This window comes from Roseburia intestinalis L1-82, from assembly GCF_900537995.1.
GTDB classification, from domain to species: Bacteria; Bacillota; Clostridia; order Lachnospirales; family Lachnospiraceae; genus Roseburia; species Roseburia intestinalis.
The window spans coordinates 737,682-756,548 of record NZ_LR027880.1; the positions used below are offsets into that span (position 1 = coordinate 737,682).

Here is an 18,867-nt window from a genome sequence, read left to right on the forward strand (position 1 = left end):
GCGCTGATTCTGATGCCAAACCATTTTTCCCTGCATATCTTATAGTACAGGATGTGAATTCCTGAAAAAAATATGCAGGAGGGAAAAATGCCAGATTTTAATGTGATAAAAATTGGATGTATTGTGGTGATCCTGCTTGTTTTACTGATTGCAGCAGTGATCATCACGGTAAAAAGAGAAAAAAGTAAGAGAAAAATACGCCGGATGTGTGATGCAGAGAAAATTCAGCTTCTGAATGAACTCGCAGAACCATTCGGCTTTTGTTATGTGCCGTGTGAAGACGTGTTCACGTCGAGGGAAGATGCGTGGCAGAGAAAACAGGGGTATGAGGCGCTTTACGACAGGGCAGCAGTGGGAGCAGGCATGGTGTTTGATGCACTGCCTATCTATTTTGATTATGCTGGCGAAACCTGGCTGATCGAATTCTGGAAGGGGCAGTATGGCATCAATACCGGAGGAGAGGTTGGCGTATATCATGCGGGAAAGGTCGTCCCGGAACGATATTACAGGATCGCCCATTTTGAGGCGGTGGAAGATCAGGATATGCCGTTTATCCAGTGCAGGCTAGACCGCAGGCGGAAAAAAGTTTATTTCCTGCAGAAGCGGCACTGGTGGCTGACCGGATTTGGGATGGGGACATTTTCGAGACCATCGGATCTGATATTGGTGACGACAATACGGTTTCAGAATGAATGCATGGCAGAAGCATTTTTTGAGGGATTAAAGCGGGCGAAAGGAAAAATACCGGGGAATAAATACCGGATCTGCCGTAATGAAGTTTATGTCAGAATGGATTTCTGTATGAAACACAAATTCTGTGCGTCCGTTTGGCGCTGCATGGTGCAGGCTTGGAACTGTTTCTGCTGTTTCCTTTACCGTCTGTTCACACATCCGTTTATTGCTGCACCTGACCGTCTTTTATTTTTATACTATCAGCTTCCGTGGTGTTTGAAACATGCGTTTCGGATGCGGGGATGGAAGCATGGAAAATAAGAAAAGATATCCGCCCTTTTCCTGTCAGATGCGGATCGATAAAGCGCTTTCAGAAGCAGTCCATCTTCCGCTTAACAGTTGCAGCCGTTATATCATCATCAGCGACTGCCACCGGGGAGAGGGAGGGGCAAATGATAATTTCTTGAGAAACCAGCATCTGTATATGGCGGCGTTAAACTACTATATCGCGCATGGTTTCACCTATTTTGAACTCGGTGACGGGGAGGAATTGTGGGAAAACAGGCATCTTTCCCGCATTGAGGAGAGTCATCAGGATGTCTACTGCCGGTTTGAAACACTGCAGAAACAGTGCCGGATATACCGCATTTACGGAAATCACAATATGGAAATGAAAGGCATGTTAGGGGAAGCAATGATCTTAGATAACTGTGAGGGAGGCAGGGATATCTGCATGATCCACGGGCATCAGGCAGATTTTTTTAACTCAGTCTGCTGGAAATTATCCCGTTTTCTGGTGCGGTATTTCTGGAAACCGTTAGAGCGTTTTGGCGTCAGTGATCCGACGAGTGCGGCGCGGAATTATAAAAAGACCTTAAAATATGAAAAATGTTTAGATAACTGGACAAAAGAGCATGACTGCTATCTGGCGGCCGGACATTCCCACCGTCCAAGGCTGCCGGCAGACGGCAGTCTGTACCTGAATGCCGGGAGCTGCGTGCATCCGTATGGCATTACCGGAATTGAAATCACAGATATGCAGCTTACACTGGTGAAATGGAAGATGGCGACGAGACCGGATCTGTCGCTTTTTGTAGCGCGCGAAGTGCTGATAGGACCGGTTGGTATTACCTGAATTTAAAGTACTTATAAGTACAGGTAATGAAAAGTTGACATAATATAGAAAAATACAAAAATTTTTGATTCCATGGAACTAAAAATCGGAAAAATCATTTGACGGAAACTGCATTTATGATAATATATATTCATTATATGGATAGTATCGGGTGTTTTCTTACACGCGAAAGTAAGTGGAGGTTCAGAAGAAAATGATTAAAGTTGTGAAATTTGGCGGCAGCTCTCTTGCAAGTGCAGAACAGTTTGCAAAGGTTGGTAAAATTATCAACGCAGATAAAGAGAGAAGATATGTAGTTCCGAGTGCACCGGGAAAAAGAAATTCCAAAGATACCAAGGTTACTGATATGTTATACGCATGTTATGACCTGGTGGAGGCAGATGAAGATTTCCGTGTGCCGCTCATGAAGATCAAGGACCGCTATGACACAATTATCAATGGTCTGAATTTGAAATTATCGTTAGAAGATGAGTTCAAGAAAATCGCAGAGAATTTTAAAAATAAAGCCGGTGTGGATTACGCAGCTTCCCGTGGAGAATATTTAAATGGTATCATCATGGCGAATTACCTTGGCTATGAGTTTGTAGATGCTGCAGAAGTTATTTTCTTTGATAAAGAGGGAAACTTTGATGCAGAAAAGACAGATAAGGTACTCAGTAAACGTCTTGCAAAGATCGAGCGCGCAGTAATTCCAGGATTTTACGGTGCTAATCCGGACGGAAGTGTCCGCACATTTTCAAGAGGCGGTTCTGATATCACCGGATCTATCGTATCAAGAGCCGTACATGCAACCTGTTATGAGAACTGGACAGACGTATCCGGTTTCCTGGTTGCAGATCCAAGGATCATCGACCATCCGGAAACGATCAAGACGATCACTTACCGCGAGTTAAGAGAGCTTTCTTACATGGGAGCAAGCGTACTGCATGAGGATGCGGTATTCCCGGTCCGCAAAGCCGGTATTCCAATCAATATCCGTAACACCAATGCGCCGGAAGATGCAGGAACCTGGATTGTTGAGAGTACCTGTCATCAGTCGAAATACACGATCACGGGTATCGCCGGAAAGAAAGGTTTTGTTTCTGTCAATATTGATAAGGATATGATGAACGCCGAAGTTGGTTTTGGAAGAAAAGTTTTATCCGCATTTGAGGAAAATGGAATTTCATTTGAGCATATGCCATCCGGTATCGATACGATGACGATCTTTGTGCATCAGCCGGAATTTGAGGGCAAAGAGCAGTCTGTGATTTCTGCGATCCATCGTCTTGCAAAACCGGACAGCATTGAGTTAGAGGGAGATCTGGCATTGATCGCAGTCGTTGGACGCGGTATGAAATCTACCCGTGGAACAGCAGGAAGAATTTTCTCCGCACTGGCACATGCAAACATCAATGTTAAGATGATCGATCAGGGATCTTCTGAGTTGAACATTATCATTGGTGTCAGCAATGCAGATTTTGAAAATGCGATCCGTGCGATCTATGATATTTTTGTAGTGACCCAGTTATAAAAAAAGAAACCTGCGGCGGAATTTTATTTCCGTCTGCAGGAGAGTATATGCAGCGTACAGTCCAAAATGCTGTGACACACAATGAAGGCGACACCGTATGGAATTCATTCATGCGATGCCGCCTTCTAAACTATTTCGTCCATGGGACTATACCTCAATTCATCTGTATTTTTCTGAGCTTGTCTCAGATTCGTTTGTACTTCTCCGCTTTATCTTCAATCCGGATCTGTTATTCTTATGACTCCTGATATCGTATCATATCTGAGAATCTCGTCTGATACTGATTCATAAATCCTTTCTTAGGACCGTCATGTTTTCTTTCCTCTTTTGAATGAAAAAACGAATGCGCTTATGTTTTCGGTGGTCCGTACCTCTCTTTCTTAGTATCGTTTGGGGTAAATCGTTATCTTTCTGGTGGTTTGTACCTCTCTTTCTTAGTATCGTCTAGGGCAAATCATTATCCCTCTGGTGGTCTGTACCTTCCTTTCTGGCTGCTTCGTCTCTGCAACCGTTTTTGTTTTTCTTTCGTATCTCTTTTGTTATTTTGTAATTTGATTATATCTGATAAAAATATGTTTGTCAATAAGAAAATAGATAAAATGTAAAAAAAATAAAAGATAATTAAAAATTGCGTAAAATTAATGAAAAATTCAGAAAATACAAAAAGCACAGAAAATAAAAACAAAAACGGAAAAAATGTTTGACATGAGACTCAAAACCCAAAGTTCAATGAAAGTTTGACAGGAACGGGAAGACGAATCTGGAACGGCAGAAACAGAACCTTCATATAATAATGTGAAGGGAGCGTAAAGGAGTTTGCATGGACAGACAGACAATTCTTCTGATCAGCGATATGCGTCAGGTGTATCTTGCTGAGATACTGACAAAGAAAGGTCATAATGTGCGCTGCCTCGATATCAGAAACCGTGAGACGGCATTGCAGCAGTTAGAGAAGCTGAAACGTTTTCTGGATAAGGCAGATGTACTGATCCTTCCAATTCCGGTGCAGAAAGTGCCGGAGCAGGAGATCTTTTATGATATATTAAATAAAAATCTGGAAAAGAAAACACTGGTGATGGGAGGATGCTTTTCTACAGAGCAGAGGGAACTTTTAACCGGAAGAGATATTCATTTCCTGGATTTTATGGAAGATACGGTTGTGACGGAGGAAAATGCCGTGGCGACGGCGGAGGGAACGATCGCAGAGCTTGTGGAAAAAAGTCCGTATAATATTGATGAGGCAAAAGTGCTTGTGACGGGATACGGATATTGTGGAAAAGCGATTGCAAAGAGACTTGGGGCGCTTGGCGCGCGTGTGACTGTGCTTGCGAGAAGGAAGGAAGCACGCAAAGAGGCAAAAGGTGATGGTTTTTATGCGGTGGATTTTGCGTTTGGACCGGAGGAGGCAATGGGGGCGGCGATGGTTGTCAATACGGTTCCGGCGCTTGTGGTCACGGAAAAGATTATCCGGGAACTTCCAAGAGATGCATATATTGTGGATATTGCCTCCGGGGAGGGCGGTACAGATTTTGCATGTGCGAGGGAATACGGCATCCATGCGGACCATGTGCTTGGAATCCCGGGAAAATATGCGCCGAAAGAGAGTGCGTATATTTTGGAACGCTCTGTAGAGCGGTTTATTTTGAAGGAAAAACAGGGGGAAATGTCAGATGGATTTTGATAAGTATAATATCGGTTTTGGAATCACAGGATCTTTCTGTACATTTGCAAAGGCGAGAAAAGCGGTGGAACATCTCTGTGAGATGGGGGCAAATGTGATCCCGATATTTTCATTCAATGCACAGACCTGCGATACCAGGTTTGGCAGTGCCAAAGAATATGTGGAGGGGATCTGTGAGATCACGGGAAATGAAGGGATACGTTCCATCTGTGCGGCGGAGCCGATCGGACCGAACAATTTCCTTGATATTATGGTGATCGCGCCGTGTACCGGAAATACTGCGGCAAAACTGACCGGGGGAATCGTCGATACGCCGGTGCTGATGGCGGCAAAGGCGCATATGCGCAACGGTAAACCGCTTGTCATTGCGATTTCCACAAACGATGCCCTTGGAGCCGGTTTTAAAAATATCGGTATGCTGATGAATATGAAAAATATTTATTTTGTGCCATTTGGACAGGATAATTATAAGAGCAAGCCGAATTCCATGGTCGCGAAGATGGAACTGCTTCCGGAAACAATCGAGGCGGCGCTGCAGGGAAAACAGATACAGCCGGTACTGCAGGAGCCATGATGAAAAAGGGGAAGCATGGAATGTATGTTTCGTGAATATTTAGTCATCGTAAAAAAGAAAAGGCAGGCTGTGTTTTGCAGCCTGTCTTTTTTAATGCTTAAGCGTTTTGGGACGCCTCTAATGCTTCACGGCACGCTTTTGCAAGCTGGTCGCCGCAGGAAGTAGGACGTCCGCCACAGCGGATGCCGCCGATTTTTTCTTCCACCTGTTCCACGGTAAGGCCTTCCACTAATTTTGGGATTGCCTGCAGGTTGCCGTTGCAGCCGCCGGTGAATTTTACGTTATGAACAACGTTTCCGTCCAGTTCTAAGTCGATCTGTGTGGAACAGGTTCCTTTTGTTTTATAAGAATAAGTCATATCAGATTCCTCCTTTGTTGTAGATCATATCCTGTGTGCCATCGCAGAAAGTGCGATTCAGTAAGAGTATAAACACAAGCGTGCAGCAGTGCAAGGACTTTTTTTGCGTTAATAAAAAATTCACAAAACGTTTACCCCTATTTTAGTTGTGGTAATACACGAAAAGTGTTACAATAACGATATTGTGCAAGGCTTAGCCTGCAAAAGGACGGAAAACAGACTTGCAAATTTGAGAAAAACAGCCAGGAATAGGAGTTTTTATGAGCGCATTTACAAAGTTATTCGGAACACACAGCGAACGCGAGTTAAAAAGAATTTACCCGCTCGTTGACAAAGTGGAGTCATACCGTGACGCCATGGGAGCACTGTCCGATGAAGAATTAAGAGACAAGACAAAAGAATATAAAGAGAGACTGGAAAAGGGAGAGACACTGGATGATCTTTTACCGGAGGCATATGCAACCGTCCGTGAAGCAGCAAAACGTGTGCTTGGAATGGAGCATTACCGCGTGCAGATCATCGGTGGTATTATCTTACATCAGGGACGTATCGCAGAGATGAAGACCGGTGAAGGTAAGACACTTGTTTCCACACTGCCTGCATACTTAAATGCCTTAGAGGGCAAGGGCGTGTGCATCGTAACAGTCAATGATTACCTTGCAAAGCGTGACTCTGAGTGGATGGGACAGATCCATGAGTTCCTCGGCTTAAAAGTCGGAGTGGTTTTAAACTCCATGACCAATGACGAGCGTCGTGAGGCATATAACTGCGATATCACTTATGTGACAAACAACGAACTTGGATTTGATTATCTGAGGGACAACATGGTTATTTACAAGGAGCAGCTTGTTCAGAGAGGACTCCATTATGCAATCATCGATGAGGTCGATTCCGTATTGATCGACGAGGCGCGTACACCACTTATCATTTCCGGACAGAGCGGTAAATCCACCCGTCTTTATGAGGCATGCGATATTTTAGCACAGCAGATGAAACGTGGTGAGGATGTACCGGAGTATTCCAAGATGGATGCCATCATGGGTATTGAGCAGGAAGAGACCGGAGATTTCCTTGTCAATGAGAAGGACAAGGTTGTCAGCCTGACACAGGAAGGTGTGAAAAAGGTTGAGCAGTTCTTCAAGATCGACAACCTTGCAGATGCAGAGAACCTTGAGATCCAGCACAATGTGATTCTTGCCTTGCGTGCACACAACCTGATGTTCCGCGATCAGGATTACGTTGTAAAGGATGATGAGGTACTGATCGTTGATGAGTTTACCGGACGTATCATGCCGGGACGCCGTTATTCAGACGGTCTGCATCAGGCAATCGAGGCAAAAGAGCATGTAAAAGTAAAACGTGAGAGCAAGACGCTTGCAACGATTACGTTCCAGAACTTCTTTAATAAATTTGATAAAAAATCAGGTATGACAGGTACTGCCCTGACCGAAGAAAAAGAGTTCCGTGATATCTATGGTATGGATGTTATCGAGATCCCGACCAACAGACCAGTCATCCGTGTGGACAAACAGGATGCTGTTTATAAGACCAAGAAAGAAAAATATCATGCAGTTGTCGAGGAAGTAAAAGCTGCACATGCAAAAGGACAGCCGGTACTGGTTGGTACGATCACGATCGATGTATCCGAGACGATCAGTGCAATGTTAAAGAGAGAGGGAATCCAGCATACTGTTTTAAATGCGAAGTTCCATGAACTTGAGGCAGAGATCGTAGCGGCAGCAGGACAGCACGGTGCGGTAACGATCGCAACCAACATGGCTGGCCGTGGTACCGATATCAAGCTGGATGATGATGCGAAGGAAGCCGGTGGATTAAAAGTTATCGGTACTGAGCGTCATGAGTCAAGACGTATTGACAATCAGCTGCGTGGACGTTCCGGACGTCAGGGAGATCCGGGTGAATCCCAGTTCTTTATCTCTCTTGAGGATGATCTGATGCGTCTGTTCGGTTCTGAAAAACTGATGGATATCTTTAATACATTAGGTGTTCCGGAAAATGAGCAGATCCAGCATAAGATGTTAACATCTGCGATCGAGAAGGCACAGACGAAGATCGAGGGCAACAACTTCGGTATCCGTAAAAACCTGCTTGAGTACGATCAGGTTATGAATGATCAGAGAGAGATCATTTACGCAGAGCGTATGCGTGTATTAAACGGCGAGAACATGCGCGATGTGATCTTCAAGATGATCACAGACCGTGTGGAGAGCTGCGTGGATACCTGTATTTCTTCTGAATTACCGAAAGAAGAGTGGGATTTAAACGAGTTAAACCAGCTTCTGACGGATATTATCCCGTTAGAGCCTGTAAATGCTGCTGATGTGGACAGTGTTAAGAATAATAAAGAATTAAAACATCTCTTAAAAGAGCGTGCAGTGAAACTGTACGAGGCAAAAGAGACAGAGTTCCCGGAGCCGGAGCAGTTCCGTGAATTAGAGCGTGTCGTACTGTTAAAAGTCATTGACCGTAAGTGGATGGATCATATCGACGATATGGATCAGCTCCGTCAGGGTATCGGCTTACAGGCATACGGACAGAGAGATCCGCTGGTTGAGTACAAGATGGCAGGATTTGACATGTTTGACGATATGATCGCAAACATTCAGGAAGATACAGTCCGTCTGCTGTACCATGTCAAGATCGAACAGAAGGTAGAGCGTGAGCAGGTTGCAAAAGTAACCGGTACAAATAAGGATGAGACGGCAACCAATACACCGAAAAAACGTACGGCTGCAAAGGTTTATCCGAATGATCCGTGCCCATGTGGATCCGGTAAAAAATACAAACAGTGCTGTGGAAAAATGGCATAAAATTTTAAAATAAGAAGAGGGCGTCATGTTTATGGAGTGATTCGTAAATGTGGCGCTTTTTTTGTCGTCCGAATCTTCACAAAAAAATAATTGACAAAAAATGGATTATTTGATATTTTAATAACAGTAATAATTACTATTATTAAAATTAGTAAAAGATATGCGATATGGCAGACGATGAAAATAAACATTTTATAAATCTGTATGCAGTTCATTGAAACATGGATAAGTATGTGGTATGATTTCACCGGAAAAGCCAATTATAAAATGGAGAGAAAGAAGGAGACGGATATGTATAACATAAGAAAAGTTACTGATGATATTACCTGGATCGGAGTAAGCGACCGCAGACTGGCATTGTTTGAAAATATTTTTCCAATCAAACGCGGTGTGTCTTACAACTCCTATGTTCTGCTGGATGAGCAGACCGTCCTTTTTGATACCGTGGATGCTTCCGTTGCGGGACAGTTTTTCGAAAACCTGGAAGCTGCTTTAGAGGGAAGATCATTAGACTATCTGATCGTAAATCATATGGAACCGGATCACTGCGCGATGATCGGTGATATTGTACGCAGATATCCGGCTGTAAAGATCGTTGGAAATACAAAGACATTTGGTATGATGAACCAGTTCTTTGGAACAGATTTTTCTGAACGTTCTGTTGTGGTGAAAGAGGGAGATACCTTATCTGCAGGAAAGCATACGCTTCATTTTGTGATGGCACCGATGGTGCACTGGCCGGAGGCAATGGTCACCTACGATGATGTGGACAAAGTGCTGTTTTCCGCAGACGGATTCGGATCCTTTGGCGCATTAAACGGCAATGTTTTTGCGGATGAAGTAGATTTTGACCGTGACTGGCTGGACGATGCAAGACGTTATTACACAAATATTGTTGGAAAATACGGTGCGTCCGTGCAGACATTATTAAAGAAAGCTGCAGGACTTGAGATCGCTGTGATCTGCCCGCTGCACGGACCAATCTGGAGAGAAAATCTCTCTTACATTCTGGAAAAATACCAGAAATGGAGTACTTATGAAGCGGAAGATCAGGCGGTTGTGATCATGTATGCATCCATGTATGGCAATACGGCATCTGCGGCAGATGCGCTTGCAGGGGCACTTGCAGTGCGCGGCGTGAAAAAGATTGCTGTGTATGATGTTTCAAATGCGCACGTTTCCGAGCTGATCAGTGAAATTTTCCGTGCAAGCCATCTGGTATTTGCGGCACCGACTTACAATGCCGGAATTTATCCGGTTATGGAAAATCTGCTTTCCGATATGAAGGCACTGGCTGTTCAGAAAAAGACCGTTGCAGTTATGGAAAACGGAACCTGGGCACCGACAGCGGCAAAGCAGGTTAAAGAGAAAATCAGTGAAATGAAGGATATGACGATCCTTGATACAGGACTTACCATCAAGTCTGCAATGCATGCAGACCAGAAGGCAGAGCTGGATGCACTGGCGGATGCGATTGTGAACAGTATGGTATAAAATAAACAGTGTAAAATAAAAGGCAAAGCATAGCAAAGCATGGGATAAAATATTGTCCTGTGCTTTGTTTTTGCAGAAAAACAGAACAAAAGTTCGATTTTTGCTGTACAATTTATAAATTGAATGATATACTGGAAACAGAATCATACTAAAATATTGATGTTAATTGTTTCCGGATAGAAAGTGTTTCTATATTTTATAAATAGGGAGAAATGAGGAATATCATGGATCATTTCAAATTACATTCAAAATACAAACCAACCGGGGATCAGCCTCATGCGATCGAGGAGCTGGTAAAAGGATTTGAGGAGGGCAACCAGTTTCAGACGCTGCTTGGAGTGACTGGTTCCGGTAAGACTTTTACAATGGCAAATGTGATCCAGGCATTGAATAAGCCGACACTGATCATATCGCATAATAAAACGCTGGCAGCGCAGTTATACGGGGAGATGAAAGAATTTTTCCCGGAGAATGCGGTCGAATATTTTGTGTCATACTATGATTATTACCAGCCCGAAGCATATGTGCCGCAGACGGATACCTATATCGCAAAGGACTCCGCAATCAATGAGGAGATCGATAAACTGCGTCTTTCAGCGACGGCGGCGCTGGTGGAGCGCAAGGATGTGATCGTGGTAGCATCGGTTTCCTGTATTTATGGTTTAGGCAGCCCGGAAGATTATCTTGGCATGATGGTTTCCCTAAGACCCGGGATGGAGAAGGACAGAGATGACGTGATCCGTGCGCTGGTCGATATTCAGTATACGAGAAATGATATGGATTTTCACCGAGGTACGTTCCGTGTGCGGGGAGATACGTTAGAGATTTTCCCGGCAAACTACGGAGATACGGCGGTCCGTGTGGAATTTTTCGGGGATGAAATCGACCGTATCACGGAGGTGGATGTGCTGACAGGGGAGATCAAATGCGAGCTGGAGCATTTTGCGGTGTTCCCGGCATCCCATTATGTTGTGCCGCAGGAGAAAATCTTAAAGGCATGCGATGCCATCGAACAGGAACTGGATGAGCGCATCCGGTATTTTAAGGGCGAGGACAAGCTGCTTGAGGCGCAGCGCATTTCCGAGCGGACGAATTTTGATATCGAGATGTTAAAAGAAACAGGTTTCTGCAGTGGTATTGAAAATTATTCGAGACATCTTGCAGGACTTCCGGCGGGGGCAACGCCGCATACGCTGATGGATTATTTTAAGGATGACTATCTGATCATCGTGGATGAGTCCCATATCACGATTCCACAGATCCGCGGCATGTATGCGGGAGACCAGTCGAGAAAGTCAACGCTGGTGGACTACGGATTCCGTCTGCCGTCGGCGAAAGACAACCGGCCGCTTAATTTTGAGGAATTTGAGAGCAAGATCGATCAGATGCTGTTCGTATCGGCAACACCGAATGTATATGAGGATGAACACGAGCTGCTTAGGACAGAACAGATTATCCGTCCGACCGGACTGCTTGATCCGGAGGTCGTGGTGCGTCCGGTGGAGGGACAGATCGATGATCTGATCGGTGAGGTCAATAAGGAAATCAAAGACCATCATAAGGTGCTGATTACGACACTGACGAAGAAGATGGCGGAGGATCTGACGGATTATATGCGTGAGATCGGTATCCGCGTGAAATATCTTCATTCGGATATCGATACGTTAGAGCGTGCGGAGATCATAAGAGATCTGCGGCTGGATGTATTTGATGTGCTTGTCGGCATCAACCTGCTCCGGGAGGGACTGGATATTCCGGAGATCACGCTGGTGGCAATTTTAGATGCAGATAAAGAGGGATTCCTGCGGTCGGAGACATCACTGATACAGACGATCGGGCGTGCTGCGCGTAACAGTGAGGGACACGTTATCATGTATGCGGACAAGATCACAGACTCCATGCGTGTTGCGATGGAGGAGACGAAGCGCCGCCGTGAGATACAGCAGGCATACAATGAGGAACACGGCATTACACCGACAACGATCCAGAAATCTGTGCGGGAACTGATCAGCGTGTCAAAGAAGGTCGCAAAGGAAGAAATGAACTTCAAAAAAGACCCGGAATCCATGAACCGGGACGAACTCACAAAGCTGATCGCAGACATCCAGAAGAAGATGCAGAAAGCGGCAGCAGACTTAAACTTCGAGGCTGCTGCAGAGTACCGCGACAAGATGGTGGAGTTAAAGGGCATGCTGCGTGATATGTGAGGAAGCATTGTATTGTGAAGAGTGACGAAATAGTCGTCAGTAAGAAGTGTTTTTGGGAAAAGAAAAAGGACAGTAAATCATGAAGAAAAACAGTGAAAGAAAATACATTAAGATCCGGGGGGCAAATGAGCACAACTTAAAAAATATTGATGTAGATATTCCAAGAGATGAATTTGTTGTGCTGACCGGACTTTCCGGTTCCGGAAAATCATCGCTTGCGTTTGATACGATCTATGCGGAGGGACAGAGGCGCTATATGGAGTCACTTTCCTCCTATGCAAGACAATTCTTAGGGCAGATGGAAAAGCCGAATGTGGAGAAGATCGAGGGGCTGTCCCCGGCGATCTCCATTGACCAGAAGTCCACGAACCGCAATCCAAGATCTACCGTTGGTACGGTTACGGAGATTTATGATTATTTCCGCCTTTTGTACGCGAGAGTCGGTATCCCACATTGTCCGAAATGTGGCAGGGAGATCAAAAAACAGACGGTAGATCAGATGGTCGATCAGATCATGACACTCCCAGAGCGCACAAAGATCCAGCTTTTAGCACCGGTCGTGCGCGGAAGAAAAGGGGAGCACCAGAAGCTCTTAGAGCAGGCAAAGCGCAGTGGTTATGTGCGTGTGATCGTAGACGGCAGCATGTATGAGCTGACGGAGGAGATCAAACTTGACAAAAATAAAAAACACAATATCGAGATCGTGGTAGACCGTCTGATGGTCAAGCCGGGGATCGAGAAGCGTTTGTCTGATTCTATCGAAAATGTACTGGAATTATCCAAAGGGCTGATGACCGTGGATGTGATCGACGGGGAACCGATCCAGTTTTCGGAGAGTTTCTCCTGCCCGGACTGTGGAATCAGTATCGGGGAGATCGAACCGAGAAGTTTTTCTTTCAACAATCCGTTTGGCGCCTGTCCGACCTGCTTTGGACTGGGATACAAGATGGAGTTTGATGTGGATCTGATGATCCCGGATAAGCACCTTTCCATTGCGGAGGGGGCAATTCAGGTTATGGGCTGGCAGTCCTGCACAGATCCTTCCAGTTTTACCTACGCGGTGTTAAAAGCATTGACAGAAGAATATCATTTTTCACTGGAGACACCATTCCAGGATTATCCGGACGAGATAAAATATGTGATCCTGCACGGAACAGATGGCAGGGAGTTAAAGGTACATTACAAAGGCATGCGCGGCGAGGGTGTTTATGATGTGGCGTTTGAGGGACTGATCCGGAATGTACAGCGTAAATACCGTGAGACAGGATCTGATACGATGAAGCAGGAATATGAGCAGTTTATGCGCATCACGCCGTGTGAAACCTGTAAGGGACAGCGTCTGAAGGCGGAATCCTTAGCGGTCACAGTTGCGGACAAGAATATTTATGAGATCACATCCATGTCCGTAAAGAATCTTGGAAGTTTTCTAAATGATATGGAGCTGAGCCATCAGCAGCATCTGATCGGAGATCAGATCTTAAAGGAGATCCGTGCGCGTGTCGGATTTTTAAATGAAGTCGGACTGGATTATCTGTCACTGTCCCGCGCAACCGGAACACTTTCCGGTGGAGAGGCACAGCGTATCCGTCTGGCAACACAGATCGGTTCCGGACTGGTTGGTGTGGCATATATCTTAGATGAGCCATCGATCGGTCTGCATCAGAGAGACAACGATAAACTGCTCGGCGCATTAAAGAACTTAAAAGACCTTGGAAATACGCTGATTGTTGTGGAGCATGATGAGGATACAATGCTGGCTGCGGATTATATTGTGGATATCGGTCCCGGAGCAGGTGCGCATGGTGGACAAGTGGTGGCATGCGGAACAGCAGAAGAAATCATGAAAAATAAAAATTCTGTGACAGGTGCTTATCTGAGCGGCAGAATCAAAATACCGGTTCCCACAGAGCGCAGAAAGCCGACAGGTTTCCTGACTGTCAAAGGTGCAAGGGAGAATAATCTTAAGAATATTGATGTGAAGATTCCACTTGGCATTATGACCTGTATCACCGGTGTGTCAGGATCGGGAAAGAGCTCACTGACCAATGAGATTTTATATAAGAGACTTGCAAGAGATCTGAACCGTGCGAGATGCATTCCAGGGAAGCATGACGATATCATCGGCATTGACCAGTTAGACAAGGTGATCGATATCGACCAGTCCCCGATCGGAAGGACGCCGCGTTCGAATCCGGCGACATATACCGGTGTATTCGACATGATCCGTGATCTTTTTGCGTCGACGCCGGATGCGAAGGCGAAGGGATACAAGAAGGGCAGATTCAGTTTCAATGTAAAAGGCGGACGCTGTGAGGCATGTTCCGGTGACGGAATTTTAAAGATCGAGATGCACTTTTTGCCGGACGTGTACGTCCCGTGTGAAGTCTGTGGAGGAAAACGTTATAACCGTGATACGTTAGAGGTCAAATACAAGGGCAAGAGCATTTATGATGTGCTTGATATGACGGTGGAAGAAGCATTGAAATTCTTTGAAAACGTGCCTGCGATCGCAAGAAAGATACAGACACTTTATGACGTGGGACTTTCCTATGTCAAGCTTGGTCAGCCGTCAACGGAGCTGTCCGGTGGGGAGGCACAGCGTATCAAACTGGCAACAGAACTGTCAAAACGCAGCACAGGCAAGACCATTTACATTCTGGATGAGCCGACGACGGGACTTCATTTTGCGGATGTCCATAAACTGATCGAGATCCTGCGAAGACTCTCAGATGGGGGAAACACTGTAATCGTGATCGAACATAATCTGGATGTGATCAAGACCGCTGACTATATCATCGACATGGGACCGGAAGGCGGAGATGGCGGTGGAACCGTGATCGCACAGGGAACACCGGAGGAAGTGGCAGAAGTGCCGGAATCTTATACGGGTTATTATGTGAAGAAGTATTTAGAGAAGGATAAATAAAACGGAAGTTATATATGTATAGAGGAAAAGAAGTGGCTGTAGAAAAGGCAGCCACTTCTTTTGCGTTATAAATCCGTATGGAATGAATCATTATTTTTTTGTTCGAATGATATCAACAAGCTGGGCAACGACCAGGATTTCTGTGTCTGAGAGACCGGATACATCAAGAGTGTGTATTGGTTCTAAACCAAGAAGATAGTCTGTTGATACATGAAAAATGCGGGCATATTTTATGAGCGTATCAAAAGTAGGACAACGGGTATCGGATTCGTAGGAAGAGATGGCGCTGATTGCGACACCGAGTCTGTCTGCAAGCTGTTTTTGCGTCAGATTTTTCTCAAGCCTTAATTGTTTCAATTTTTCTCCTAAATTCAAAATGTTAATACCTCCTATTAAGGCTAGTGTATAGATTGGTATTTCCGTAATGGTGAAAAAATATTCACAAATACGGAAATATATGATATGATAAAGAAACTGAAAACGTACGATTCAGATAATTTACAAATTGGAGGAAAAAATGAGCAGATTAGCAGAGAAAATAGTGAGTCCTTTTTTTGGAAAGAAAAAATATTACAGAATATGGAACAAATTGTATAAGGCATCAATGATGGGAATGAACGTAGGAAATGGTGGAGATTTTGAAAGCAGTGGAGAAAAATATGCCATGGGGTATGTTAAAAACCTGCTTAAAAATATAGATAAGCCGGTTTTGTTTGATGTCGGAGCGAACAGGGGGGATTATGCAAAGGAGCTGGTAAAGAATTATAGAAATGCAGAGATCCATTGTTTCGAACCGGCGGCTGAAACATTTAAGATTTTATGCAGCCAGGTGAAGTCTGATAAAGTGATAATGAATAATTTTGGAATGAGTGATACATGTACGGAAAGCATTCTTTATTACGATGCAGAATGCGATGGACTGGCAAGCATGTATAAACGTCAGTGTGTGGAACATGCGGAACCGATCCGTATAAAACTGGATACCGTAGATCATTATTGTGAAGAAAGAAATATTCCGCGAATCAATTTGTTAAAAATAGATATAGAAGGAAATGAGTTAAACGCTTTGCATGGTGCACAGCGGATGCTGGACGAAGGAAAAATTGATGTAATCCAGATGGAATTTGGCGGCTGCAATATCGATTCGAGAACTTATTTCAGAGATTTCTGGAATTTACTCAGTGCAAAATATAAAGTATACCGTGTCCTTTTAGACGGAGTAGAGGAAATTACAGAGTATAGAGATATTTTAGAGATATTTTTCTGTACAAATTATCTGTTTGTGAGAAAATAGAGACAGGTATTATTATTAAAAATAAAAAGAGGGATGCAATGAGAAGATATCCTTATATTGATGTGGCAAGAGGAATCGGAATGGTGCTTGTTGTAGCAGGACATGCAATGGGAATATCAATGTATCTGACCTGTTTTTTTATGCAGTTATTTTTTGTACTTTCCGGATATGTGTACCGGCAGGGAAAAAGTTATAAACAAAATATGAAAAGAAAGACAGAAAGACTTCTGGTTCCATATTTTCTGGGAAGTATTGTGCTGTTGGGAATATATAAAGTACTTGGCCGCACAACAAAGGAAATGTTGTTTTCGGGTATCGGGATATTGTATTCAAGGTATTGCTTTTATAACATGGATATTGCTGCTGAGAAAAATAACATTTTTTTTCTGGATATTGCAAATGGAGCAATGTGGTATCTGACATCTTTATTTACGGCAGGCGCCGTTTATTATGCCGTGATTGATGTGTGCATAAGAAGTAAAAAGAAATGCGCCGGTTATATCATATGTTTTCTGGCTGTATCTGTGTGTCTGGCAAAATTGCCAATTTTACTTCCATGGAGTATAGATATTGCATTTGCAGGTGCGGTTCTGATGATTGCAGGGACTTTGTTAGGGCAAAACTACAGTATAGAAAAATGGAAGAAAAAGTGGATTTTCTGTATAGTAGTTTTGTTTTTTGTGCTGGCAAAAGTGAATCCGGGAATTAATATTTCGGTAAGAAGCTATGGAAATTATGGAGCATGGAGTGTTTTGCTTTTCATATTGGTTGGAATTTGCGGATCGATTCTCTGCATGTGGGCTGGAGCCATGATTGAATCCATGTGGCTGGGAAAAATACTTGCATATATAGGGAAAAATACGGTGGTGATCCTTATTTTTCATATATTTATATTACAAAGTACGGAAGTAATAGCAGAAAAAATAATGGAACTTCCGCCGCCGGAAAGTGGATGGAATTTATGTTACCAGATCGTGCGGATTACCGTTGCAATCGTATTGTGTCTGCTGTTAAACCGGTGTCTGGAATATGGAAAGAAAGTTTGCATGAATAAAAAGAAAATCCGGGGAGATGAAACATGAGAAAGTCTAATTTTGAATTGCTTCGGCTTTTTTGCATTTTTGGAATCGTGGTTATGCATGCTATGGGAAATATTGATACAAGCCTCTCCGTCTGGAATACAGAAAGTCATATTTTTGTCAACGCATTATTTAATACTGGGGTAACCTGTTTCATTTTAATTTCCGGATACTTTGGAATAAAATTCCGTCTGGAAAAGCTGATTGAAATGGATTTTATGGTAATTTTTTATACGGTGGCAGGTGTTGCCGTGCGGGGGGATCTTAAGGCAAAAGAACTGATACTTGCATGTTTTCCGATCATAACCAGGCGTTACTGGTTTATCTCCTGTTATTTTGCGCTTTGTTTTCTTGCACCATTATTGAATGCACTGGCAGAAAAAATAAAAAAAGAAAATTTTGAAAGACTTCTTGTGACCATGTTACTGTTATTCAGTGTGATACCAACGATCACTACTTATGATATTATGCAGGATTCGGGAAAAGGCCTTGTGGATTTTGTTATGATTTACCTGATCGGGCGTTATCTGTCAAAATATCCGGTCAGACTGCAAAAAAAAAGGCTTGGCATGGGAGCTGTAAGTTTGGTTTTACTGATATTTATCCTGGACAGTGTACGTACGCAGATAAATGGAGTACTTTACAGTACGTTTTCAAGGGATTGTTCCAGTTTTATTATCATGGCGTCCGTCTGTATTTTTTTATGGTTTAAGGAATTTGAATTTTCAAGCAGACTTATCAACAGAATTGCCGGAAATGTTTTGGCAGTTACCGTGCTTGATGAACATATTCAGTATTTTTTGAAACCATATACAGGGATTGAACAATTTGGAAATAATAAATTGCTATTGCTTTTAGTCCTGGGATATGCTGCGTGTGTGGTTATCATTGCTGTCGGAATAAATGAGATCAGGAAAGCGACCATAGGAAAAACAGGGCAGAGATGTGCAGCCCGGCTTGCAGTAAAATACAATAGGGTACTTCCTGTTTTTGTTGAAAAGATCAAAAAACTGGCAGGTTGGTTTATAGAAGGAGTTTAAAAAGGCGCTGCAATCGCAGCGCCTTATCACGTTCGGGGAGTACTCCCCGGAAATCCTTGCGGA

General features: G+C 43.8%; 14 protein-coding genes. 12 read left to right on the forward strand and 2 right to left on the reverse strand.

The window, feature by feature from the left end; translation table 11 throughout:
* Window positions 1–87 precede the first annotated feature (87 nt).
* The 5 genes from RIL182_RS03675 to RIL182_RS03695 all read left to right on the forward strand — a co-directional run bounded on the left by RIL182_RS03675 (window position 88) and on the right by RIL182_RS03695 (window position 5,575).
* Window positions 88–993 (forward strand): DUF4474 domain-containing protein, encoded by a 906-nt coding sequence (locus tag RIL182_RS03675; protein WP_242655535.1) that lies wholly within the window; start codon window positions 88–90, stop codon window positions 991–993.
* Window positions 983–1,807, forward strand: a complete 825-nt coding sequence (locus RIL182_RS03680; RefSeq protein WP_006856713.1) for a metallophosphoesterase family protein — start codon at window positions 983–985, stop codon at window positions 1,805–1,807. Before RIL182_RS03675 ends, RIL182_RS03680 begins: the two co-directional genes overlap by 11 nt.
* Window positions 1,808–2,000: 193 nt before the next feature.
* Window positions 2,001–3,320 carry an aspartate kinase gene (locus RIL182_RS03685; RefSeq protein ID WP_044998875.1) on the forward strand — a complete coding sequence of 440 codons (1,320 nt, stop codon included), beginning with the start codon at window positions 2,001–2,003 and terminating at the stop codon, window positions 3,318–3,320.
* Window positions 3,321–4,140: 820 nt separating this feature from the next.
* Window positions 4,141–5,001 carry a dipicolinate synthase subunit DpsA gene (locus tag RIL182_RS03690; RefSeq protein ID WP_006856712.1) on the forward strand — a complete coding sequence of 287 codons (861 nt, stop codon included), beginning with the start codon at window positions 4,141–4,143 and terminating at the stop codon, window positions 4,999–5,001.
* The gene (locus RIL182_RS03695) at window positions 4,991–5,575 is read left to right on the forward strand and encodes a dipicolinate synthase subunit B (RefSeq protein WP_006856711.1); all 585 of its coding nucleotides are present in this window, start codon (window positions 4,991–4,993) and stop codon (window positions 5,573–5,575) included. Before RIL182_RS03690 ends, RIL182_RS03695 begins: the two co-directional genes overlap by 11 nt.
* A 97-nt stretch (window positions 5,576–5,672) precedes the next feature.
* Here the strand turns inward: RIL182_RS03695 and RIL182_RS03700 are convergent, their stop codons facing one another.
* Entirely contained in the window at window positions 5,673–5,933 is a 261-nt protein-coding gene (locus RIL182_RS03700; protein WP_006856710.1) for a TIGR03905 family TSCPD domain-containing protein, read from the reverse strand.
* A 260-nt stretch (window positions 5,934–6,193) separates the two neighbouring features.
* Between RIL182_RS03700 and secA the strand changes: the two genes are divergently transcribed.
* The 4 genes from secA (at window position 6,194) to uvrA (ending at window position 15,391) form a co-directional block, all read left to right on the forward strand.
* Window positions 6,194–8,764 (forward strand): preprotein translocase subunit SecA, encoded by a 2,571-nt coding sequence (gene secA / locus RIL182_RS03705; RefSeq protein WP_006856709.1) that lies wholly within the window; start codon window positions 6,194–6,196, stop codon window positions 8,762–8,764.
* 291 nt (window positions 8,765–9,055) lie between these two features.
* On the forward strand, window positions 9,056–10,258 hold the full coding sequence (locus RIL182_RS03710; protein WP_044998898.1) for an FprA family A-type flavoprotein: 1,203 nt from the start codon (window positions 9,056–9,058) through the stop codon (window positions 10,256–10,258).
* 224 nt (window positions 10,259–10,482) lie between these two features.
* Complete coding sequence (gene uvrB / locus RIL182_RS03715; RefSeq protein ID WP_118413036.1) at window positions 10,483–12,465, forward strand: excinuclease ABC subunit UvrB; 1,983 nt, start codon at window positions 10,483–10,485, stop codon at window positions 12,463–12,465.
* Between the two features lie 79 nt (window positions 12,466–12,544).
* Window positions 12,545–15,391 carry an excinuclease ABC subunit UvrA gene (gene uvrA / locus RIL182_RS03720; RefSeq protein ID WP_134523039.1) on the forward strand — a complete coding sequence of 949 codons (2,847 nt, stop codon included), beginning with the start codon at window positions 12,545–12,547 and terminating at the stop codon, window positions 15,389–15,391.
* Window positions 15,392–15,481: 90 nt separating this feature from the next.
* Here uvrA and RIL182_RS03725 read toward each other — a convergent pair whose 3' ends face one another.
* Window positions 15,482–15,766: a helix-turn-helix domain-containing protein gene (locus tag RIL182_RS03725; RefSeq protein ID WP_006856707.1), complete on the reverse strand. Its 285-nt coding sequence runs from the start codon at window positions 15,764–15,766 to the stop codon at window positions 15,482–15,484.
* Between the two features lie 142 nt (window positions 15,767–15,908).
* On the opposite strand from RIL182_RS03725, the gene RIL182_RS03730 reads away from it, so the two are divergent.
* The 3 genes from RIL182_RS03730 to RIL182_RS03740 are packed head-to-tail and all read left to right on the forward strand — an operon-like array spanning window position 15,909 to window position 18,804.
* Window positions 15,909–16,685 (forward strand): FkbM family methyltransferase, encoded by a 777-nt coding sequence (locus RIL182_RS03730; RefSeq protein ID WP_006856706.1) that lies wholly within the window; start codon window positions 15,909–15,911, stop codon window positions 16,683–16,685.
* Window positions 16,686–16,723: 38 nt separating this feature from the next.
* Entirely contained in the window at window positions 16,724–17,767 is a 1,044-nt protein-coding gene (locus RIL182_RS03735) for an acyltransferase family protein (protein WP_006856705.1), read from the forward strand.
* Entirely contained in the window at window positions 17,764–18,804 is a 1,041-nt protein-coding gene (locus RIL182_RS03740) for an acyltransferase (RefSeq protein WP_006856704.1), read from the forward strand. Before RIL182_RS03735 ends, RIL182_RS03740 begins: the two co-directional genes overlap by 4 nt.
* Window positions 18,805–18,867: the final 63 nt, after the last annotated feature.